Genomic DNA, 18,864 nt, shown 5'->3' on the forward strand with positions numbered 1-18,864 from the left:
CCAATCTCCTGAATCGGCTTCTTCTTCGCCTCACGCGCAATTTCGATGTCAGATTTATAGCTCATTGGGTTTCGGTCCCTGATTGAATTCCGTGCAAACCCGACGCAGAACGCCGGCGCTGCTCACTCCATACCGTTGTGTACCAAATTGGTGGCTATGGATTCCGACATAATTGCGCCTTGAAACGTCGTAGCGTCACATCGGCACCTTCCGATCGGAAATTGCGGTCCCTTATGGTGTCCAGGCTCTCTGATCGGGGACAAACAGTGTAAGCTCATCGCCCAGATTCAGCTCTCCGGGTCTTTCGACCCAAGCCGTGACCCCACGCCGTCCCTGCGCTGCGGGCTTGAAGGCCGCACCATATCCGGGCAAGTCAGTCTCGATCTCGCGCCCCGGCAGGATACAGGGCCGGTTTTCCATGTCGATCGTCAGCGTCACGCCATTTTCCACCTGCAAACGAGACGAGGGCGGAACATGGGTGAAATCCGGAATGCCGCGCAAGACAATGCTGACCCCCAGATGGGACGGGTCCAGCTTACCCAAGCCCATTTCCTGCGCGATGGCATCAAGTTCTTCTGCGGACAGGATCGATAACTGCCGCACATTGCGAATTTCGGTGCCTACCGGGTACAGGTTTTTGACCCGCACGCAAGAAGTACGATTCACCCCTTCGTGACGCGCGCCTTGATCACCCGAGAAACCCAAATCCAGACTGTCCACGGCATTGGCCCGGAGAGTTTTACCTGCTGGTACGTGGCCCAACCAAACAACTTCGCCCGTGAATTCGGTTTCGCGCAATACCGGCATATTTATCCCTATTTCAGAACTGACATCTGATGCGGAATAAAGGGCAAACCTTCGCGATTGAAAAGAAAAAAACCCGGGACAGGCCCGGGTCTTTGAAAGTCTAAGCCGTTGGTTCTGGCTCCATCCCGCCATCGGGCGGAGTTTTCTTAACCTTGGTTTTCGGAATGGCTGTCACGCTGGGGGCGCTGCCCTCATCAGGTTTGTCGCCCTCGTCATCGCTTTCGCTGGGCGGCTCGCCATTCATGACGCGTTTGATCTCGTCACCGGTCAGGGTTTCATATTCCAGCAGCCCCTGGGCCAGACGTTCCCATTGCTCGTTCTGTTCTGACAGGATCTGATGCGCACGCTCATATCCTTGCTGGATCAGGCGCTTGACCTCTTCCTCGATCAGTTCCTTGGTATGGGCCGAGACCGAGAACCCGGCAGTGTTGCCAGAATAGCCATCATGCGCTTCGGCATAGTCGATATTGCCGACCTTGTCCGACATGCCCCAGCGCATCACCATCGCCCGCGACAGTTGGCTGGCCTGCATGATATCGCCCGCCGGACCGTTCGAGACATGGTCCTCGCCATATTTGATCACCTCAGCCGCCTTACCGGCCATGGTCATGGCCAGCTTTTGCTCACACTCATCGCGGTGATAGTTCAGGCGGTCCATTTCTGGCAGTGACACCACCATGCCCAGCGCACCACCACGCGGAATGATCGTTGCCTTATAGACCGGATCACACAACGGCAGCGTCATACCAACAACGGCATGCCCTGATTCGTGATAGGCAGTCTTTTCCTTCTGGTCCTGGGTCAGCACCATCGAGCGGCGCTCGGCACCCATCATCACCTTGTCCTTGGCATTCTCGAAATCTTCCATGGTAACAAAGCGGCGACCGACGCGGGCGGCCATCAGCGCGGCCTCATTCACGAGGTTGGCCAGATCAGCACCCGAGAAGCCCGGAGTCCCGCGCGCGATGATGCGTAGATCGACATCAGGTCCGAGGGGCGTCTTGCGTGCGTGAACGCCCAAGATCTTCTCGCGGCCTTTGATGTCGGGGTTGCCGACAGTCACGTTGCGGTCGAAACGGCCCGGACGCAGCAGCGCAGGGTCCAAAACGTCCTTACGGTTGGTGGCCGCCAGAATAATCACGCCCTCATTGGCCTCGAACCCGTCCATCTCGACGAGCAACTGGTTGAGCGTTTGTTCACGTTCGTCATTACCCCCGCCATAACCGGCACCACGATGGCGGCCAACGGCGTCAATCTCGTCAATAAAGACGATACAGGGAGCGTTTTTCTTGGCCTGTTCGAACATGTCGCGGACACGGGATGCACCGACACCGACGAACATCTCAACAAAGTCCGAACCCGAAATGGTGAAGAAGGGCACACCCGCCTCACCCGCAATGGCGCGGGCCAGCAGCGTTTTACCGGTCCCCGGAGGGCCCACCAACAAAGCGCCTTTTGGAATCTTGCCACCCAGACGACTGAATTTCTGCGGATTGCGCAAGAATTCTACGATCTCTTCCAGTTCTTCCTTGGCCTCGTCGATGCCAGCGACATCATCAAAGGTTACACGGCCATGCTTTTCGGTCAGCATCTTGGCCTTGGACTTGCCAAAGCCCATCGCGCCACCTTTGCCGCCACCCTGCATCCGGTTCATGAAGTAGACCCAGACACCGATCAGCAGCAGGAAAGGAAGAAGAGTGACCAGGAAAGACTGAATGCCCGATTGCTGTTGTTTCACAGCCTGAACCGGGATGCTTTCATCGATCAGCAGTTTGGTCACCTCGGCATCGCCGGGCTTGATCGTGACATAGCTTGCGCCGCTTTGAGTGGTATAGCGAATTTGCTCGCCATCCAATGTCACGTTTTTGACTTCGCCGCCTTCAACAGCGGTCACGAAATCAGAATAGGTTCTTTCATTGCTCTGAAGCGTTCCACCTGGTCCGCTGAACAGATTGAACAGTGCAAGGATCAGCAAAAACAGAACGACCCAAAAGGCGATGTTACGAGCGTTGCCCAAGAAAAATCTCCCAAAAGATTTCGGCAGATGGGGATCTGCCGGGTTGCTCTTTAAAATAGAGATGATTCAAGCAGGTTCAATGCGATAAAACCGAAGAGTGAAACTCGGGCTCTTCTGGCGTCAGTTCTGCAAGCCAACCATTTGAGAAACCCACCATAGGTGCAGATACCAAGACCTCTCCACTCCAGACGGACGGAGACGCCAGAAGCGCGGCGCGCGGTTTTCCAAGTGCACGCCAATCTGGCACGGCCTGCAAACCAGCCGCACCTAACGGGTGAACCTGTGCGTCGGGAATCGCCGGACCAGACAGAATCCACCGTTCATCCCAAATCTGACCGGGTGCGCCGGGTTCGCTCTCAACGGCATTTAGCTCTCTGCAAACCCACATTTTATCGGCTTTTGGGATCAAGAGGCATCCACCAATCGTTGCCGCCTCACCCTGATCAATCGCGAGCAGCGCCCGGTCTGTTGCAGCCTGACGCGGTGGATATCCGCGGCCCGCAATCCAGCGGACACAACCTGTAAGAAGACGACGTCGAATTTCCGCAGGCAGAGTGGAAAATTGCGCGCGATCGACACAGATATCGCCGCCATCGACACTCAGGACCTGACGGGCGGATTCCTGCGTAATCTGCTCTAATGCTTCACGGGCTTGAGTAAGATTTTCAGCAACGCGGGACAGAGAATGCACCGAAATCCCAATTTCGGATAAGCCGGTCAACGCGTCGCGCGCCTTGATACGATCAAACCGCCGGTCGTGATTCGATGGATCCTCGATCCAATCTGCCCCAATCTCGGTAAGATAATCGCGCAGTTGTTGCCGGGTAATCCCCAACATCGGTCGCAGCAGCATGATCCCTTGATAGTTCCGCATTGCAGGCATGCCGGACAATCCCGTCACACCAGCAGCGCGCGCCAATCGCATCAGCATGGTTTCGGCTTGATCATCGGCGGTGTGTCCTAGGGCAATCGCGCCGATCTGCTTGTCACGCGCCCAGTCTGACAGCAACTGGTACCGGGCCTGCCGCGCCCTATCCTGCAGGTTACCTGTCTGGTCCCACCCCTGCCAGTGCAACGTCTCATGTGGAAGGCCCAGACCCTGGGCAAGCTGCGCCACCCAATCTGCCTCCGCCACCGCTTCGGGGCGCAGATTGTGGTTCACCGTGGCGACAAACAGCTCAACCTGTTCCTCTTGGGCGATGTGCTTCAACAAACTCAGCAAAGCAACCGAGTCACCGCCACCGGATACCGCAACGCCTAGACGGCGCGGAAGGTTTTCCGGCAATCGCGCGCGGAGTTCGGATTTCAGGAGTGTGCCTTGTGTGGTCAAGTACAACCCAGTGACGTCATTTCCTGCGTAGCGCTGGAGACCAATGCCGAGGCCGGGAACCGGACGCTGACCTCGCTCAGTGTTATACACGCCTGTTCGGTCTGTCCCAGACGACCCAGCGCAGCACCCAGTTCGAACAAAGCCTCAGGCGCATAGGCGCCTTCGGAATCACCCGTGAAGCTGGCCAGAAAAGCCCTTGCAGCTTCGCGGGTGTCGCCAATGCCTTCCAACGCCTGCCCGCGCTTTAGGTGTGCTTCGGGCGCAAGCGGGCTTCCGGGATATGATGTATCGAATACTGCGAACTGATCCGCGGCGGCCTGGAAGTTTCCATCGGCCAGCGCCTGAGCAGCAGCATTGAAATCCGCTTGCTCGCCTACTGCCAACTCACCCAGGTCGGAATCGGTTGGCGCTGTCGGAGCAGCAGGGGCTGCGGATGTGATGTCCGTTTCTCCGCCCAGGGTTGTTGTATCACCGAGCGTACTCAGGTCGCCGCCTTCCAGTTCGACCAAGCGAAACTCAAGATCACCGATGCGGTTGGTGCCGTCGGTTACAATATTCTGTACACGCTGGTTCAACTGCTCGGTCTGGCGCGTCAGGCGCTGCAACTCGGCCTCTATGGCATCAACGCGTTCAAGTATCGAACTGCCGGACAGGTTCGGGGCCGGAGAGCCGGTTGTTGAAAACTCGCGCTTGAGCCGCTGAATTTCCACATGGAGCACCGTCAGTTCCTGCCGGATATCCGCCAAGGTTTGCTGATCCTGTGCTTGTGCCAAACCGGCGGTCGCCAAAACTGCGGCCAGAACCCATCCTGCTAGTTTCATCGTCTTATCCCAAAGTTGATCCGGTCAGCACCGTCACCGCGCGACGGTTTTTCGAATAGCAGTCCTCGGTGCTGCAAATCTCGATCGGACGCTCTTTGCCAAAGCTGACAGTTGTCAGCCGGTTGCCCGCTACTCCGCGGGAAATCAGGAACTCGCGGGCGGCATTTGCCCGACGCGCACCCAGTGCGAGGTTATACTCACGCGTGCCCTGCTCATCCGCATGGCCTTCGATCGTTGCCACAAAGTCGGGGTTGGCCATCAGCCAGTCGGCCTGCCCCTGCAGCACTGACTGCGCCTGCGGAGTAAGCGTCGACTGATCGACCGAAAACAGAACCCGGTCACCAACAGTTTGCTGGAAATATGCAGGCGAGCGCGGATCACTTGGAGAGCCAGCGGCAAGCCCGCCATTTGCGCCATTGCCAAAGCCGCCGCCCAGCGCGGAGGGGTCGTTATTGGTGCAGGCCGCCAACGCGCCAAACACACCTATTGCAAGGATTTTGCCCAATACGTTCATCTCAGGTGCCTCGTTGTTTTTTCTCTTTATTGCCGTCTCTGTAGCATAGTGCAGGTTCCTTGTGAACTTTTCCTGCCAGCAGCCGTGATCAATTCTGCAGTGGGCCCCATGACGGATCGCTGCCCCCGTCCGGGGTGCGGATCGGGCGCAGGTTACGTCCCGAGATGTCCACCGAATACAGCGTCGCCCGGCCACTTGCGCCCTGGGTTTCTCGGGTGAACATGATCACGCGACCATTAGGGGACCATGTCGGTCCTTCGTCCAGAAACGACGAGGTCAGCAAACGCTCTTCGCTGCCATCTGTTCGCATGACACCGATATGAAATCGGCCTTTGTTCTGCTTGGTAAACGCAACCAGATCGCCACGGGGGGACCAGACCGGCGTTCCATAACGGCCCTGACCAAAGCTGATCCGCGTCGCCTCGCCCCCGTTTGCGGGCATGATGTAAAGCTGTGGTGTGCCCGAACGGTCGCTTTCAAACACGATCTGGGAACCGTCCGGCGAATAGCTGGGGGCGGTTTCAATCGCGGGCGTATTGGTCAGCCGCACGCTTTGCCCGGAAGCCAGATCCATTTTCCACAGGTCCGTATTGCCGCCCTGAATAAGCGAATAGACGATCGACCGTCCATCCGGCGAAAACCGGGGCGAAAAGCTCATCGTGCCGCCCTGAGTGTTCAACTCGGTCCGCCTGACCCGTTCAATATCCAGAACATAGATGCGCGGCTGACCGGATTCGTAGCTGGTATAGAGCAATTGATCACCGGCAGGTGAAAAGCGTGGTGCCAGAACAATGGCGGCGCTGTCGGTCAGGTACTGCACATTCGCGCCGTCATAATCCATAATCGCCAGCCGTTTCAGGCGCTGGTTTTTGGGGCCGCTTTCCGAGACAAAGGCAACGCGACTGTCGAAATAGGCGCCCTCGCCCGTTACACGGCTATAGACTTGATCCGCCACTTTATGGGCCATGCGCCGCCACCCTTCAGTCGTCCCGGCAAACTGGAGACCGTTGCCCAGTTCCTGCCCCGAAAACACATCCCAGACCCTGAACCGCACCGTCAGGCGATTGCCCGACACATTCACAGCACCTGTCACCAAAGCCTCGGCATTAATGGCTTTCCAATCCGCGAACCGAACGGGATCTTCAAAGCTGGCCACTTGGCTGATGAAAGCATCAGACAGAATTTCGCGGAACAGCCCTGTTCCGGTTAGATCGGCGGCCACAACCCGCGAGATATCCTGGGCATATTGCGCAGCTGCTGTGCTGTCCGGCACAAAATTCGGAACCGAAAAGGGTAAGGGTTCGATAATCCCCTGATCCAATTCCAAGCGAAGCGGTCCACTTTGGGCGTGAACAGGTGCCGACACAAGTGTCAGGCCAAGCAACAGGCTGGTCAGAAGTCTCATCATTTGATCCGCATCCTCTCGGGATTGAATGTAATCTCAATATCCTGCCAATGCTCGTATTTATCGGTTGGCAGGTCATATCCTTTGGCTCCACAGCGCAAAATGGCACGTCGAGCGGCCTCATAGGCTTGTCTGGCTGCGCCGTCAGAACCGCCTGAGCTGTCGATCATGCGCAAGCTGCCGCCAACCACCTTGCCATCAGGGGTCAACGAAAATCCGACAACAACAACTGTCTGCAGAGCATCCGTGGACAAGGACCCGACGTTCCAGCATTGGGAAACGGCCAATCGCATCGCGTCCTTTTCGCCGCTGGTCAAGGGCGGACCAGAGGGTTCACTCCCTTGTCCCAACGCCTCGGCCAGCGCATCGTTGATGGCTGTTTCCGTCTGCGCGGGCTCTGTGGGTTCGGGCTCGGGCGTCTCCGCCACTTCGGGCTCGACCGGTGGCGTCGGGCGGTTGGGACGGATCCGCGGGCGCGGCGATGTTCGGGGAGCGTTTTCTTTGGGCTCTTCCGCTTCGGTCACAATCTCGTCAGCCTTTTCCTCGGGGGCGGTCTGATCCTGCTGTTCCTGCTGGGTCTCGGCTCCCTCGTCCAAAGATACGGCCGGGGTTTCGATTTCATCAGGCGCGGCCTCGGGCGGAGGCGGCGCAACCGGCACCGGCGCAACATTCTCGGCCGGGCTGGGCTGTGCTTCTGGCCCAGAAGGCACCGTAACGTCGACAATCTCGGGGGCGGGAGTGTCCAACACCGGTGGCTGTTCAATCACCACCGGCTCTGGCGGCGGCTCAACCGGTTCAGGCTCAGGATCCGGGTCCGGGTCGGATTCAGCAGGTTCCGCCTCTTGCAACGAAGGCTGCTCTTCCACTACCGGTTCCGACGCTGGATCCTCTTCTGTTGGGGCCTCAGGCGGCTGCAGCGCTGTTGGCGTCGGCACTTCGGGCGCATCCCGCTGAGCGGTCATTGCCGCAAATTGCTCAGCCGAAATGACCGAGACATCCTGCACGGCCATAGGTAATGGTTCGGACCGGAAGGTGCCGCCGAAAAATGCCCAACCAATCAGACTGACATGGGCAATCGCCGAGATCTTGGTGCCGGTATCCACCGTGCGGCCTCACTCTCCACCGTCGTCCAGTGTCGGGCCGCCCGTATCGGTCACCAGCCCCACATTGGAGAACCCACCCGCATTAAGCGCGCCCATTACCTGCATCACCTGCGCATAAGGGATCGCACCATCCGCGCGCAAAAACACTCGGTCGCTACTGCGTTCTGCTGCGATGGCACGCAGTTTTCCAATCAACTCTTCGCGCAGAATATCCGTGGTTTGGATTTGCACCCTGCCATCCGCGGTCAGCGTGACGGTCAAAGGTTCCTCGTTATCGCCGGGCAGCGCACTGGCCGCTGTTTTGGGCAGATCAACAGGCACACCAACAGTCAGCAAGGGCGCGGCCACCATGAAGATGATCAGCAGCACCAGCATAACGTCCACAAAGGGTGTGACGTTGATCTCAGCCATCGGCTGCGCGCGACCGCGACGCCGACCCCGCCGGCGTCCATTCCCGCCCGAGGATTGCTGAACCGCAGCCCCCATCTCAGCTGTCCAGCTGGCGCGACAGAATGGTGGCGAACTCATCGGCAAAGGCTTCATAGCCTCCAACGATCCGATCACTATCTGCGCTGAGTTTGTTATAGAAAATCACCGCCGGAATCGCGGCCAACAGGCCCAGGCCGGTGGCCAGCAACGCCTCGGCAATACCGGGCGCGACAACAGCCAGGTTGGTGTTCTGCTGCTCGGCAATCTCGATGAACGCATTCATGATACCCCAAACCGTTCCGAACAGACCAATGAAGGGTGCAGTTGAGCCGACAGTGGCCAGAATGGGCAGGCCCTTTTGCAGCGCCTCGGCCTCTTTCGCGATGGCCACATCCATCGACCGATCAATGCGTGCGGTGGCACCAGCTATCAGCCCGCCATCAGTGCGGTGCGAGCGGCGCCATTCGATCATGCCCGAGGCAAATATCTTCTCCGAACTGCCATCGGGTTGGGTACCGATCTGCTCGAACAGTTCATCCAGGGGGTTCCCGGACCAGAAAGCCTCATCAAAAACCTGAGCTTCACGCCTTGCAGCACGGTAATTGATCAGTTTCTGGATGATGATCCCCCAGGACCAGACTGATGCGCCAATCAGCATCAGCATTACCAGTTTAACGATAAAAGTCGCGCGGGCAAAAAGCCCCCACATGGAGAAATCGATCTCCTGCGCCAGCGCCAGCGTTTCAGCTTCCATGAACCTGCTCTTTGTTTTGCCTGACAGCCTTACGGCCTTGTTTTGTCAAACGCTAACGCAGATGGGGGCGAATTGCCAACAGAACCACCCGGGCCCTGCAAATTGTTACAACAATGCGCGAATCTCTGCCGGAAGGCGTACGGGCTTGCCCTGCGCATTCATACAGACGGCGGTAACGATGGCGCGAAAAATCTCCTCTTCGCCCCGTTTGACCACTTGCGCCATGATCAGACGGACACCGGACAGAGACTTGATTTCGGTCTCGATCTCCAGATCGTCGTCAAATTTGGCCGGGGCCAGGTATTCCGCCTCGATCCGGCGCACGACCCAAACGATACCTGCGTCACGCATGGCATTCTGGTCATTGCCCAGGCGCCGCACATAGTCCGACCGGGCGCGTTCGATGTATTTCAAATAGTTAGCGTGATAGACCACGCCGCCCATATCGGTGTCTTCGTAATATACTTTAACGGAATAGACGTGCTTCATTGCGGTTGATCCAATCTGGCAAACAATCTCAGCGCATGAGAGGCATCTTGCGCCGCGCCCGGCAGGACAGGATCGTATGCCGCCCGGATCAACCCGGCAATGTCTGGTCGCAATATCGTCGCGTCACCCGCCACTGCCAAGGGCGACTGGTTGCGAAAAGCGGTATCGGACCAGAGCAGCACCGTTTGCACCACCTGGCTGAGCGCAAGCGTTTCAGCGGGGACTTGCGACAATTCATTGTCCATCCGCAAAAACACAAAGGCCGCACGAATGGCGCCGTCTTCTTCAAAACGGAATATCCGGTACTGGTTGGCATCGGCCGCGATCAACCGATCAACCAACGGCCCCAGATCAGGGACCAAACGGTCCAGATCGGGCACTTCTGTCAGTTCTTTCCAGTCGCGGAAGAAAAAAACCATGCAGTTGGCGCCAAGCTCGGAGTCGGTTTCTGCCATCTGATGCCCTGCCAGTGTTACCACTGCCTCGAACGCGCCTTTGACCGTGGCCAAACTTTCATCTTCGACCCCAAAGACGATCGGCACGATGGGGCGGCCCCACCGCGCAAACAGGAACTCTCCGCTTTCGCGGGTGAACAGGGCTTGAATGTCGTCGGGTGTCACGCGCAATCCTCGGCAATCGGACAATGTTTGGCGAAATCCTTAAAAGCTCGCACGCGCGGCTTCAACCAAACAGATCATTTTGCCCCTTGGGTGCGGCCATGCTCAGATGCGTCCACGCCTTCTGCGCCAGCATCCGGCCACGCGGTGTGCGTTGGATCAGGCCTTGCTGCAAGAGGAAGGGTTCGATCACCTCCTCCAGCGAGTCCCGGCTTTCCGACAGAGCTGCCGACAAGGTTTCGATACCTACCGGCCCGCCCGCGTAATTCTCGGCGATCAGCTTCAGATACCGGCGGTCCGCGCCGTCCAGCCCCAGATGATCGACCCCCAGCCGCGTCAACGCCCCATCAGCCAAATCGCGGGTGATCCGTCCATCGCCTTCGACGATTGCGAAATCCACCACCCGCCGCAGCAGGCGCCCGGCGATCCGAGGTGTTCCGCGTGACCGGCGCGCGATCTCTCGGGCACCACTGTCATCAGCCGGTGCTCCAAGCTTGCGCGCGTTGCGGGTGACAATCTCGTGCAATTCATCAACGGTATAGAACTGCAGGCGTGTCGGGATGCCAAAGCGGTCGCGCAGCGGCGTGGTCAGCAGCCCCATCCGGGTTGTGGCCCCGACCAGAGTAAACGGCTGCAACTCGATCCTCACCGTGCGCGCGGCCGGGCCTTCACCAATCACCAGATCCAGCTCGAAATCCTCCATCGCCGGGTACAGGACCTCTTCGACCGCTGGATTCAATCGATGGATTTCGTCAATGAACAGCACATCGCGCGCTTCCAGATTGGTCAGGATCGCCGCCAGATCGCCCGCCTTTGCCAGAACCGGGCCAGATGTCATCCGAAAATTCACGCCCAACTCACGCGCGATGATCTGCGCCAGCGTGGTCTTGCCCAGACCGGGAGGGCCATGGAACAGCGTATGATCCATTGCCTCACCCCTTTGGCGAGCGGATTGGATAAAGATACGCAGATTGGCGCGCGCCTCGGCTTGACCGATGAATTCGTCCAGTCCCTGCGGGCGCAAGGCGCGGTCATTGTCTTCCGGCAACGGCTCGGGGCGCAGGGTGGGATCGGCATCTACCATTCAATCACCCTTTCGGAGCCAATAGTTTCAACGCAGCGCGGATCAGGTCCGCCTCACCCGCTTCGGGCAAGCTTGCCGCGGCTTCGGCCACGGCTGACGCGGCCTCGGACGGGCCGTAGCCCAGATTGGAGAGTGCCGACAATGCCCCGGCAGATGCTGCTGCATTACCTGATGCGCTTATGGTGGGCCGCTTTGGCACAGGTGTCGGTTCAGTCAGTTCCACCACATCCAGCGCGGGGCCATCCATTGCCTCGGTCACCGTGCCGCCCATGGCCATAACGCCGGGCGCCTTGTCTTTGAGGTCCAGCACGATCCGCTGCGCGGTTTTTGGGCCCACGCCCTTGGCTGCCTTGACCGCCCCCCAATCGCCCAGAGCAATCGCCCGGCTAACACCATCGGGGCCCAAGGCGCTGAGGATTGCTAGCGAAACCTTGGCCCCGACCCCTTGCACCGAGCACAGCAGGCGATGCCACTCCTTCTCGACCAGCGAAAGGAACCCGTAAAGCTGCATCAAATCCTCGCGCACCACCATGTCGGTGTAGATCGAGATCGCCTCACCCACGCCCGGCAGCGCAGCCATCGTACGGTCCGAGCAATAGACCAGATAGCCGACCCCACGCACGTCGATCAGCACGTGATCCGCCGCGCGGTAATCCAACCGGCCTGTCAGCTTGCCAATCATGCCCACACCTGTTTCATCCGCGACTGTGGCGTTGCCCCATAAAAGGAATGACAGATCGCTATCGCCAGCGCATCCGCGGCATCCGCGCCCTTGGGCTGACAGCCCGGCAGTTGCAACTTGACCATATGAAGAACCTGTTCCTTTTCGGCATGGCCCACGCCCACAACCGTTTTCTTGACTCGATTGGGCGCATATTCCCCCACCGGCAACCCGGCCTGCGCCAGCGTCAACAGTGCCACACCTCGTGCCTGACCCAGCTTAAGCGTACCGGCCCCGTCCTTGTTCACAAAGGTCTGTTCGATGGCGGCCTGATCGGGCTGATGTTCAGCAATCACTTCGACGATCTGATTGTGGAGCGATAGCAACCGCTCTCCCAGATCATCCCCGTCCGATTTACATAACCCATTGGCAACATGACTGAGACGGCTGCCATGTGATTCGATGACGCCCCATCCCAGGGTCCGTAGCCCCGGATCAATGCCCAGAATTCGCATATATAGCCTCGGCCTGCTCGGGTTTGTGTGTTCTTTTTTACCGACTAGCACGAAACAAGAACATTTTCCAAGCGAATTGACCAATGGTCAGATTGCGACACGGTCGTCCTGTCTCCGACAGAATGAGCTGATTACGACCGGAAAATGTCGGGTTTCGACCAGTTTGATGAAGGCAAAATTGCCAATAAATTAAGGCGTTTTCATGTTTTTCGAGCATTGCAAAAAACGCATAGGACACATGCAATTTCTATGCTTGTGCAGTCAGAAAACCATCCCTAAATGCCCGTCAGATCGCAAGATCAGAGTTTAACACAAACCGGAAGGAAACAGGATATGGCTGCACTGGACACAACCCGCACCACCACTGGCTCATTTGGCCTCGTCGGCCGTATCGGCGCGACTTTCGCAATGGTCGTAAACGCCGTTGTCGAATGGAATGATGCCCGCGTTACACGCAACGCGCTGAGCGGTCTGTCGGACCGCGAGCTGGAAGATATCGGCCTGTGCCGTGGCGACATTGAAATCGTCGTGGAAGGCCGCCGCTAAGGCAAAGCAAACTTACCGTTGATTTTCCCCTTCTCCCTCGGGGCAAAGAAGAACGCCGCGTATCCCCAGATACGCGGCGTTTCTATTCAAAACGGAAGAAACTTAGCGGAGAACTTTGCTGAGTTGAGACGAGAGGGCCTGTGATACCGGGTCGATCTGCATGATCCATGCCCCCGCCTTCTCCACTTCGGTCCCTTGCGCAAGGCTATCGACACGATACTGGTAGGCCGACGACCCCAAGCTGGTCAGCAAAAGCGTTTTGAAGGCGAACAGCCCAGCGAAGCAGATCAGCAGAGCCTTTGCAGGCACCGCGGACTGAACCCGCTGTGGCTTCATAACAACCAGGCCATCTTTGCGCATAGTCGCACGATAACCACGGGTCATCTTCGAATGTTTCTTGTTCAGCCGATGAACGCGCTGATCAAATTCAATTTGTTTTCCAGTCATGGCAGCCTCCAAATCAACCGCCCCCCAATTCCACGTCATTGACGGTAAAAACAGATTGCGACAAAAAAGAGGCGAAACTCCACAAAACTCCTGCAAATGGCCCGATTTTAGCCCTGTTTGGTTAAGACTAGCGACGTCCATTCACCAATTTGGTCATTTCTAGAGGCATTGAAACCATTTTGGAGATAAACGGAAACAACGTCCTCGGCTTGCTCGTTAAGGATTCCCGATAGAATCGCCTTACCCCCAACCCGCAGATTCGCTGAAATTTCGGGCGCCAGGGCCACCAATGGGCCTTTGAGGATGTTGGCGAATATCAGGTCATAGGGCGCAAGAGATTTCAGCTCCGGATGATCGAACCCCGCAGCCTCGACACATTGAACCTTCCCTGACATGCCGTTTGCCTTCAGGTTGGCTTCAGCAACTTCGACAGCAACCTGATCAATATCGCTGGCGATGATGTCCCCCTCCCAAACACGAGCGGCGGCCATCGCAAGAACGGCGGTGCCGCAACCGATATCTGCAACTTTTGTCGCGGTAAAACCCTGATCGAGCAGAAAATCCAGAGCCTTGAGACACCCAAGGGTGGTGCCGTGATGCCCGGTACCGAAAGCCATTGCAGCCTCAATCAACAAAGGGATACGGCCTTCGGGCAGCTTGTCGGCATCGTGACAGCCATAGACGAAAAAGCGGCCAGCCTCGACAGGCGCCAATTCACGGCGGACATGGGCGACCCAGTCGGTTTCGGGCAGTTCCGAGATTACAAAGGGTTTGGATCCGAACGCAGCCGCCAGAACCGCCAGTGCCGTTTCATCCGGCGCTTCGGTGAAGTAACCGCCAATCTCCCACAGGCCCGAGCCATCTTCGACTTCGAATACGCCCACGCCCGTGGGTTCGGGATCAAGACGCTCCATGGCTTCGCCCAGACCATCGGCTGATTTTTTGCCGGTCAGGGTGGTAAGCGCGGTGAATGTGGGCATGGGAGCCTCCTGTGTCAGCTGACACAGCGCCTAGGGTGCGGGCCCGCGAAGGTCAAGCATTGGCAGCTATTCCGCCGGAGCGGGCGCGTATTTCGACAGTATCGTCTCATTCCCAAGCTCTGGGTGGCGCGGGATCAGCAGCGACAGCGATAACGAAATCAACGCCATCGCCGCAGCCACCGCAAAGACCGCTCCGGGCGAGTACACCCAGAGCAGGCCCAGAAGCGCTGGTAGGAATACCGCGGCGATATGGTTGATCGTAAAGGCAACCGCTGCGGTTGGCGCAATATCTGCCGGATCGGCGATTTTCTGGAAATAGGTTTTAAGCGCCAGAGCCAGAGCGAAAAGCACATGGTCAATCACATAGAGAGTAGCCGCCAGAACAACGCCCCAACCGAACCAATAAATGCCGCCATAGGCTGCAAATACAACGGCCAGGCCTGCATATTCGAAAATCAAAGTGCGACGTTCACCGAATACGGACACAGCTTTGCCCAGCATCGGCGCAACCGAAATGTTGATAACCAGGTTGATCAAGAAAAGACCGGTGAGTTCGTGGACCTCAAACCCGAATTTCTCGACCATCATGAAACCGGCGAAAACGACAAAGATCTGACGACGCGCGCCCGCCATGAACTGAAGCGCATAGTACAGCCAGTATCGGCGGCGCAGCACTATTTTTTTGGTTTGCGGAGTCGGCGCGTCGAACTGCGGATAGGCGACCAGACAGAACAACGCCAGCAAAGCCGTCAGCCCGCCCGCAGCCATGAATACAGTGTTATAGGACAGATCGAACCGATCCCACGTCAGGACAATCAGCCCATAGATAACCAATGTCGAAGCTGATCCCATGGCGACCATCCAGCCCAGAAATTGCGGCGCTCGGTCCTTGGGCAACCACTGCAGCTGAAGGGATTGGTTCACGGTTTCATAATAGTGGAACCCGATCGAGCTCAGCAGTGTGACGAACAACAAGCCGCCAAGGCTTGGGAACCACGCTGTCACCGCAGTCGCAACACCCAGCATGATCAGCGAGATCATCGCCAGCACCTGCTCCCGAACAAACAAGATCACGGCAATTACGCCTACAGCCAGAAAGCCTGGGATCTCGCGCACGGTATGCAGCAGGCCGATGTCGGCACCGTCGAAATTCGCCACTTCAATAACGAAATTGTTCAACAACGCGCTCCATGCGTTGAAAGCAATGGGCATGGTCAGTGCCATCACGAATAAAAGCGTGATGGGACGGCGCCAGAACGGAAGGCTTTGCGCCTCGGAAAGTGGCATGGGTTTCAGCATGAGAGTCCCTCTACGCCCATTTTCAGGTTTTGGCGAGTGGGAAGAAGGGCATGCACATTGGCTCTGCATGAATGCAGAGGTCAGTAGAAATTTTGCGGGTCAATATCAACGGTCAGCCTGAGGTCACCCTTCAGCCGCAGCGGTGCTATCCAACGGGCGATGGCATCCTGAATTGGCGCCCCTTTGGGGGCTTTGACCAGCAGCCGCACCCTGTGTCGCCCGCGGATACGCGCAATGGGCGCAGGCGCTGGACCAAAGACCTGCGCACCGATCTGCCGCAACGGGGCGTCGTTGCGGGCCATGGCGTTGCCGATGTCAAAAACGGGACCGACCTCGGGGCCAGACAGAACGATACCGGCCATGCGTCCATAGGGGGGAACTCCGGCTGCCAACCGCCCGGCCGCTTCGGCTTTCCAGAACCCCTCTTCATCGCCCGACAGGATGGCGCGAATGACGGGATGTTCCGGCTGGAACGTCTGCAACAGCGCCTGTCCGGGCTTATCCGCGCGCCCGGCGCGGCCAGCCACCTGCCGCATCAGCTGGAATGTGCGTTCGGCCGCGCGCAAGTCCGCCCCATGCAGGCTGAGATCGGCGTCAATGACACCCACCAATGTCAGTTTCGGAAAATTGTGCCCCTTGGCCACCAGCTGCGTACCAATGACGATATCGGCGTCACCGGCAGCAATCTCTTCGATCTTTGCTTTCAATGCGCGCGCCGATCCAAACAGATCGGATGACAGCATGGCAATATTTGCCTCGGGAAATGTTGCCTCAGCCTCTTCAGCCAGCCGTTCGATCCCCGGCCCGACCGGGGCCAGCTTGCCCTCGACCTGACAGGAGGGGCAGACCTCGGGCATGGGTTTGGTCTCACCGCATTGATGGCACATCAGACGCTTGAGAAACCGGTGTTCAACCATGCGCGCATCGCAGTGATCACAGGCAACCTGCTCGCCACAAGCCCGGCACAGGGTGACCGGCGCATATCCCCGGCGGTTAATAAACAGAAGGGATTGTTCACCCCGCTCGATCCGCTGATGGACGGCCTGCCGCAGCGATGGAGAAATCCACGTCCCCGGCTGCATCTGTTCGGCCCGCATGTCGATGGGCTTCATCTCGGGCAACACCGCATCACCAAAGCGCGAGGTCAAATCGAGCCGCTCATACTTGCCTGCTTCGGCATTGGCCCAGCTTTCCAGTGACGGCGTCGCACTTGCCAGAATAACGCGCGCGCCGCAAATGGCGGACCGCAGCACAGCCATGTCACGGGCGCTGTAATGCACCCCGTCTTCCTGTTTGTACGAGGTGTCATGTTCTTCATCGACCACGACCAACCCAAGATTGCGAAACGGCAGAAACAGGGCCGAGCGCGCGCCGACAACCAGCTGTGCATCGCCCTGCCCCACCATGCGCCAGACTCGGCGGCGTTCGGTCATCGTCGCGCCCGAATGCCATTCTGCCGGGCGCGCGCCGAACCGTGCCTCAACGCGCGTCAGAAATTCGGCGGTCAGGGCAATCTCGGGCAGCAGAACCAGCGCCTGCCGCCCCTGGCGCAACGCTTCGGCGACGGCCTCAAGATAAACCTCGGTCTTGCCCGACCCGGTGACGCCTTTCAGCAAGGTCGTGCCATAATCACCCGTTCGCAGACCAGATTGCAGGGTTTCCACTGCTGCGGCCTGATCATCGGTCAACGCCTTGCCCGGCAGATCCGGATCCAGATGTGGATAGGGCAGATCGCGCGGGCTGTCTTCTTCGCGAACCGCACCGAGTTTGACCAACCCCTTCACGACTGAAGAGGTCACACCCGCCTGTTCGGCCAGTTCCTTCAGCGTAAAGGCCAACCCGCCGTAGTCGCGCAGCACCTCCAACACACGGGTCCGCGCGTCGGTCACCCTGTCAGGGTCCCTGTCGCCAAGCCGATAGACCTTGCGCATCGAAGGCGGATCGCCCAATCCGGGCGCGCGCGTGGCCAATCGCAACATCGCAGGCATCGGGGTCAGCGTGTAATCGGCGACGCGCCGCAGAAACAGGCGCATCTCTTCGCGCATCGGCGCGACTTCAAGCACCCGGATCACCGAGCGGGCCTTGGCAAGGTCAAAGCCACCCTGCCCCGGCCCCCAGACCACGCCCAAGACCTTACGCGGGCCCAGCGGCACCTCGACAAAAGCGCCCAGAAAGCACCCGCCCTCGGGCGCCTTATAGTCCAGCGTCCGGTCCAGCGGTTGGGCGGTCAGCACCGCCACCAGCTCACCTTGGTCGAAAAACTCCTGAGTGCTCAATGCATATCCTTGGCAAGGGGTTCCAGCATGGGTCTCTTTGAGGTAAAGCCATCCGCGACCAAGGCCAACCCATCAAAGGACTGCCCGCATGAAATTCTTCGTAGACACAGCCGAGATCGACGCAATCGCCGAACTGAACGATCTGGGCATGGTGGACGGTGTCACCACCAACCCTTCGCTGATCCTCAAGTCAGGCCGCGATATTCTGGAAGTGACCAAGGAAATCTGCGATCTGGTCGACGGACCGGTCTCGGCCGAGGTCGTGGCAACCGAAGCCGACGACATGATCGCCGAAGGTCGCAAGCTGGCCAAGATCGCCCCGAATATCGCTGTCAAAGTGCCGCTGACATGGGCGGGCCTGAAAACCTGCAAAACGCTTAGTGACGAAGGCCAGATGGTCAATGTGACCCTCTGCTTCTCGACCAATCAGGCGATTCTGGCCGCCAAAGCCGGCGCAACTTTCATCTCGCCCTTCATCGGACGTCTGGATGACATCAACCTAGATGGCATGGACCTGATCGCTGATATCCGTCAGGTCTATGACAATTACGGATATGAGACCGAAATCCTCGCCGCATCGATCCGCACCGTGAACCACGTGACCGACAGCGCCCGCATCGGCGCTGATGTCATCACCGCACCACCCGCTGTGATCAAAAAGCTGGCCGATCATCCGCTGACCGATAAAGGCCTTGAAACCTTCCTGTCCGATTGGGCCAAAACGGGTCAGAAAATCCTCTGATTCTGCGCGAACCCGCGCGGCGCCCCTG

The 18,864-nt window shown here is 58.4% G+C and carries 20 protein-coding genes; 2 read left to right on the forward strand and 18 right to left on the reverse strand.

Annotated features, from left to right (window positions below):
- Positions 1-231: 231 nt before the first annotated feature.
- The 14 genes from AC2FJW_RS03015 to ruvC form a co-directional block, all read right to left on the reverse strand.
- A complete protein-coding gene (locus tag AC2FJW_RS03015; protein WP_496749178.1) occupies positions 232-807 on the reverse strand; it encodes an MOSC domain-containing protein in 576 nt (191 codons plus the stop codon).
- A gap of 100 nt (positions 808-907) precedes the next feature.
- On the reverse strand, positions 908-2,824 hold the full coding sequence (gene ftsH, locus AC2FJW_RS03020) for an ATP-dependent zinc metalloprotease FtsH (protein WP_142640196.1): 1,917 nt from the start codon (positions 2,822-2,824) through the stop codon (positions 908-910).
- Positions 2,825-2,900: 76 nt separating this feature from the next.
- Entirely contained in the window at positions 2,901-4,154 is a 1,254-nt protein-coding gene (gene tilS, locus AC2FJW_RS03025; RefSeq protein WP_496749179.1) for a tRNA lysidine(34) synthetase TilS, read from the reverse strand.
- The gene (ybgF, locus tag AC2FJW_RS03030) at positions 4,151-4,975 is read right to left on the reverse strand and encodes a tol-pal system protein YbgF (RefSeq protein ID WP_496694665.1); all 825 of its coding nucleotides are present in this window, start codon (positions 4,973-4,975) and stop codon (positions 4,151-4,153) included. Before ybgF ends, tilS begins: the two co-directional genes overlap by 4 nt.
- Positions 4,976-4,979: 4 nt before the next feature.
- Positions 4,980-5,489 carry a peptidoglycan-associated lipoprotein Pal gene (gene pal / locus AC2FJW_RS03035; protein ID WP_496749180.1) on the reverse strand — a complete coding sequence of 170 codons (510 nt, stop codon included), beginning with the start codon at positions 5,487-5,489 and terminating at the stop codon, positions 4,980-4,982.
- A gap of 88 nt (positions 5,490-5,577) precedes the next feature.
- Positions 5,578-6,897: a Tol-Pal system beta propeller repeat protein TolB gene (tolB, locus tag AC2FJW_RS03040; protein ID WP_142640188.1), complete on the reverse strand. Its 1,320-nt coding sequence runs from the start codon at positions 6,895-6,897 to the stop codon at positions 5,578-5,580.
- The gene (tolA, locus tag AC2FJW_RS03045) at positions 6,894-7,997 is read right to left on the reverse strand and encodes a cell envelope integrity protein TolA (RefSeq protein ID WP_496696934.1); all 1,104 of its coding nucleotides are present in this window, start codon (positions 7,995-7,997) and stop codon (positions 6,894-6,896) included. Before tolA ends, tolB begins: the two co-directional genes overlap by 4 nt.
- A gap of 9 nt (positions 7,998-8,006) precedes the next feature.
- Positions 8,007-8,483 carry a protein TolR gene (gene tolR, locus AC2FJW_RS03050; protein ID WP_142640204.1) on the reverse strand — a complete coding sequence of 159 codons (477 nt, stop codon included), beginning with the start codon at positions 8,481-8,483 and terminating at the stop codon, positions 8,007-8,009.
- A gap of 1 nt (position 8,484) precedes the next feature.
- Entirely contained in the window at positions 8,485-9,180 is a 696-nt protein-coding gene (gene tolQ, locus AC2FJW_RS03055) for a protein TolQ (RefSeq protein ID WP_142640185.1), read from the reverse strand.
- A 105-nt stretch (positions 9,181-9,285) separates the two neighbouring features.
- A complete protein-coding gene (gene ybgC / locus AC2FJW_RS03060) occupies positions 9,286-9,669 on the reverse strand; it encodes a tol-pal system-associated acyl-CoA thioesterase (protein WP_142640183.1) in 384 nt (127 codons plus the stop codon).
- A complete protein-coding gene (locus AC2FJW_RS03065; RefSeq protein WP_496696932.1) occupies positions 9,666-10,289 on the reverse strand; it encodes a hypothetical protein in 624 nt (207 codons plus the stop codon). The genes ybgC and AC2FJW_RS03065 overlap by 4 nt, the downstream gene beginning before the upstream one ends.
- Before the next feature lie 61 nt (positions 10,290-10,350).
- On the reverse strand, positions 10,351-11,370 hold the full coding sequence (gene ruvB, locus AC2FJW_RS03070; protein ID WP_496749181.1) for a Holliday junction branch migration DNA helicase RuvB: 1,020 nt from the start codon (positions 11,368-11,370) through the stop codon (positions 10,351-10,353).
- A gap of 4 nt (positions 11,371-11,374) precedes the next feature.
- A complete protein-coding gene (ruvA, locus tag AC2FJW_RS03075; protein WP_271952277.1) occupies positions 11,375-12,052 on the reverse strand; it encodes a Holliday junction branch migration protein RuvA in 678 nt (225 codons plus the stop codon).
- Positions 12,049-12,546, reverse strand: coding sequence for a crossover junction endodeoxyribonuclease RuvC (ruvC, locus tag AC2FJW_RS03080; protein ID WP_496749182.1), 498 nt, complete (start codon positions 12,544-12,546; stop codon positions 12,049-12,051). Before ruvC ends, ruvA begins: the two co-directional genes overlap by 4 nt.
- A gap of 333 nt (positions 12,547-12,879) precedes the next feature.
- Here ruvC and AC2FJW_RS03085 point away from each other — a divergent pair, with 333 nt between their 5' ends.
- Positions 12,880-13,092, forward strand: a complete 213-nt coding sequence (locus tag AC2FJW_RS03085) for a DUF1127 domain-containing protein (RefSeq protein WP_142640173.1) — start codon at positions 12,880-12,882, stop codon at positions 13,090-13,092.
- Positions 13,093-13,194: 102 nt separating this feature from the next.
- On the opposite strand, the gene AC2FJW_RS03090 is transcribed toward AC2FJW_RS03085, so the two are convergent.
- The 4 genes from AC2FJW_RS03090 to AC2FJW_RS03105 form a co-directional block, all read right to left on the reverse strand.
- Positions 13,195-13,539, reverse strand: coding sequence for a hypothetical protein (locus AC2FJW_RS03090; RefSeq protein ID WP_496696928.1), 345 nt, complete (start codon positions 13,537-13,539; stop codon positions 13,195-13,197).
- Positions 13,540-13,646: 107 nt separating this feature from the next.
- Positions 13,647-14,519, reverse strand: a complete 873-nt coding sequence (locus AC2FJW_RS03095) for a 50S ribosomal protein L11 methyltransferase (protein ID WP_496692331.1) — start codon at positions 14,517-14,519, stop codon at positions 13,647-13,649.
- Positions 14,520-14,585: 66 nt separating this feature from the next.
- A complete protein-coding gene (locus AC2FJW_RS03100; RefSeq protein ID WP_271952281.1) occupies positions 14,586-15,818 on the reverse strand; it encodes an MFS transporter in 1,233 nt (410 codons plus the stop codon).
- Between the two features lie 80 nt (positions 15,819-15,898).
- Positions 15,899-18,094: a primosomal protein N' gene (locus tag AC2FJW_RS03105; RefSeq protein ID WP_496749183.1), complete on the reverse strand. Its 2,196-nt coding sequence runs from the start codon at positions 18,092-18,094 to the stop codon at positions 15,899-15,901.
- Positions 18,095-18,182: 88 nt separating this feature from the next.
- On the opposite strand from AC2FJW_RS03105, the gene fsa reads away from it, so the two are divergent.
- Positions 18,183-18,836: a fructose-6-phosphate aldolase gene (gene fsa, locus AC2FJW_RS03110; protein ID WP_142640163.1), complete on the forward strand. Its 654-nt coding sequence runs from the start codon at positions 18,183-18,185 to the stop codon at positions 18,834-18,836.
- Positions 18,837-18,864 lie beyond the last annotated feature (28 nt).

This window comes from Ruegeria sp. CDSA020, assembly GCF_059612345.1.

What these genes read in the sequence shown, in the direction of transcription:
- AC2FJW_RS03090 (WP_496696928.1), bottom strand. Translation starts at nt 13,539, where the DNA reads ATGACTGGAAAACAAATTGAATTTGATCAGCGCGTTCATCGGCTGAAC.
- tolB (WP_142640188.1), bottom strand. Translation starts at nt 6,897, where the DNA reads ATGATGAGACTTCTGACCAGCCTGTTGCTTGGCCTGACACTTGTGTCG.
- pal (WP_496749180.1), bottom strand. Translation starts at nt 5,489, where the DNA reads ATGAACGTATTGGGCAAAATCCTTGCAATAGGTGTGTTTGGCGCGTTG.
- AC2FJW_RS03095 (WP_496692331.1), bottom strand. Translation starts at nt 14,519, where the DNA reads ATGCCCACATTCACCGCGCTTACCACCCTGACCGGCAAAAAATCAGCC.
- AC2FJW_RS03015 (WP_496749178.1), bottom strand. Translation starts at nt 807, where the DNA reads ATGCCGGTATTGCGCGAAACCGAATTCACGGGCGAAGTTGTTTGGTTG.
- ruvC (WP_496749182.1), bottom strand. Translation starts at nt 12,546, where the DNA reads ATGCGAATTCTGGGCATTGATCCGGGGCTACGGACCCTGGGATGGGGC.
- ruvB (WP_496749181.1), bottom strand. Translation starts at nt 11,370, where the DNA reads ATGGTAGATGCCGATCCCACCCTGCGCCCCGAGCCGTTGCCGGAAGAC.
- AC2FJW_RS03100 (WP_271952281.1), bottom strand. Translation starts at nt 15,818, where the DNA reads ATGCTGAAACCCATGCCACTTTCCGAGGCGCAAAGCCTTCCGTTCTGG.
- tolQ (WP_142640185.1), bottom strand. Translation starts at nt 9,180, where the DNA reads ATGGAAGCTGAAACGCTGGCGCTGGCGCAGGAGATCGATTTCTCCATG.
- ybgF (WP_496694665.1), bottom strand. Translation starts at nt 4,975, where the DNA reads ATGAAACTAGCAGGATGGGTTCTGGCCGCAGTTTTGGCGACCGCCGGT.
- AC2FJW_RS03085 (WP_142640173.1), top strand. Translation starts at nt 12,880, where the DNA reads ATGGCTGCACTGGACACAACCCGCACCACCACTGGCTCATTTGGCCTC.
- tolR (WP_142640204.1), bottom strand. Translation starts at nt 8,483, where the DNA reads ATGGGGGCTGCGGTTCAGCAATCCTCGGGCGGGAATGGACGCCGGCGG.
- ruvA (WP_271952277.1), bottom strand. Translation starts at nt 12,052, where the DNA reads ATGATTGGCAAGCTGACAGGCCGGTTGGATTACCGCGCGGCGGATCAC.
- fsa (WP_142640163.1), top strand. Translation starts at nt 18,183, where the DNA reads ATGAAATTCTTCGTAGACACAGCCGAGATCGACGCAATCGCCGAACTG.
- ybgC (WP_142640183.1), bottom strand. Translation starts at nt 9,669, where the DNA reads ATGAAGCACGTCTATTCCGTTAAAGTATATTACGAAGACACCGATATG.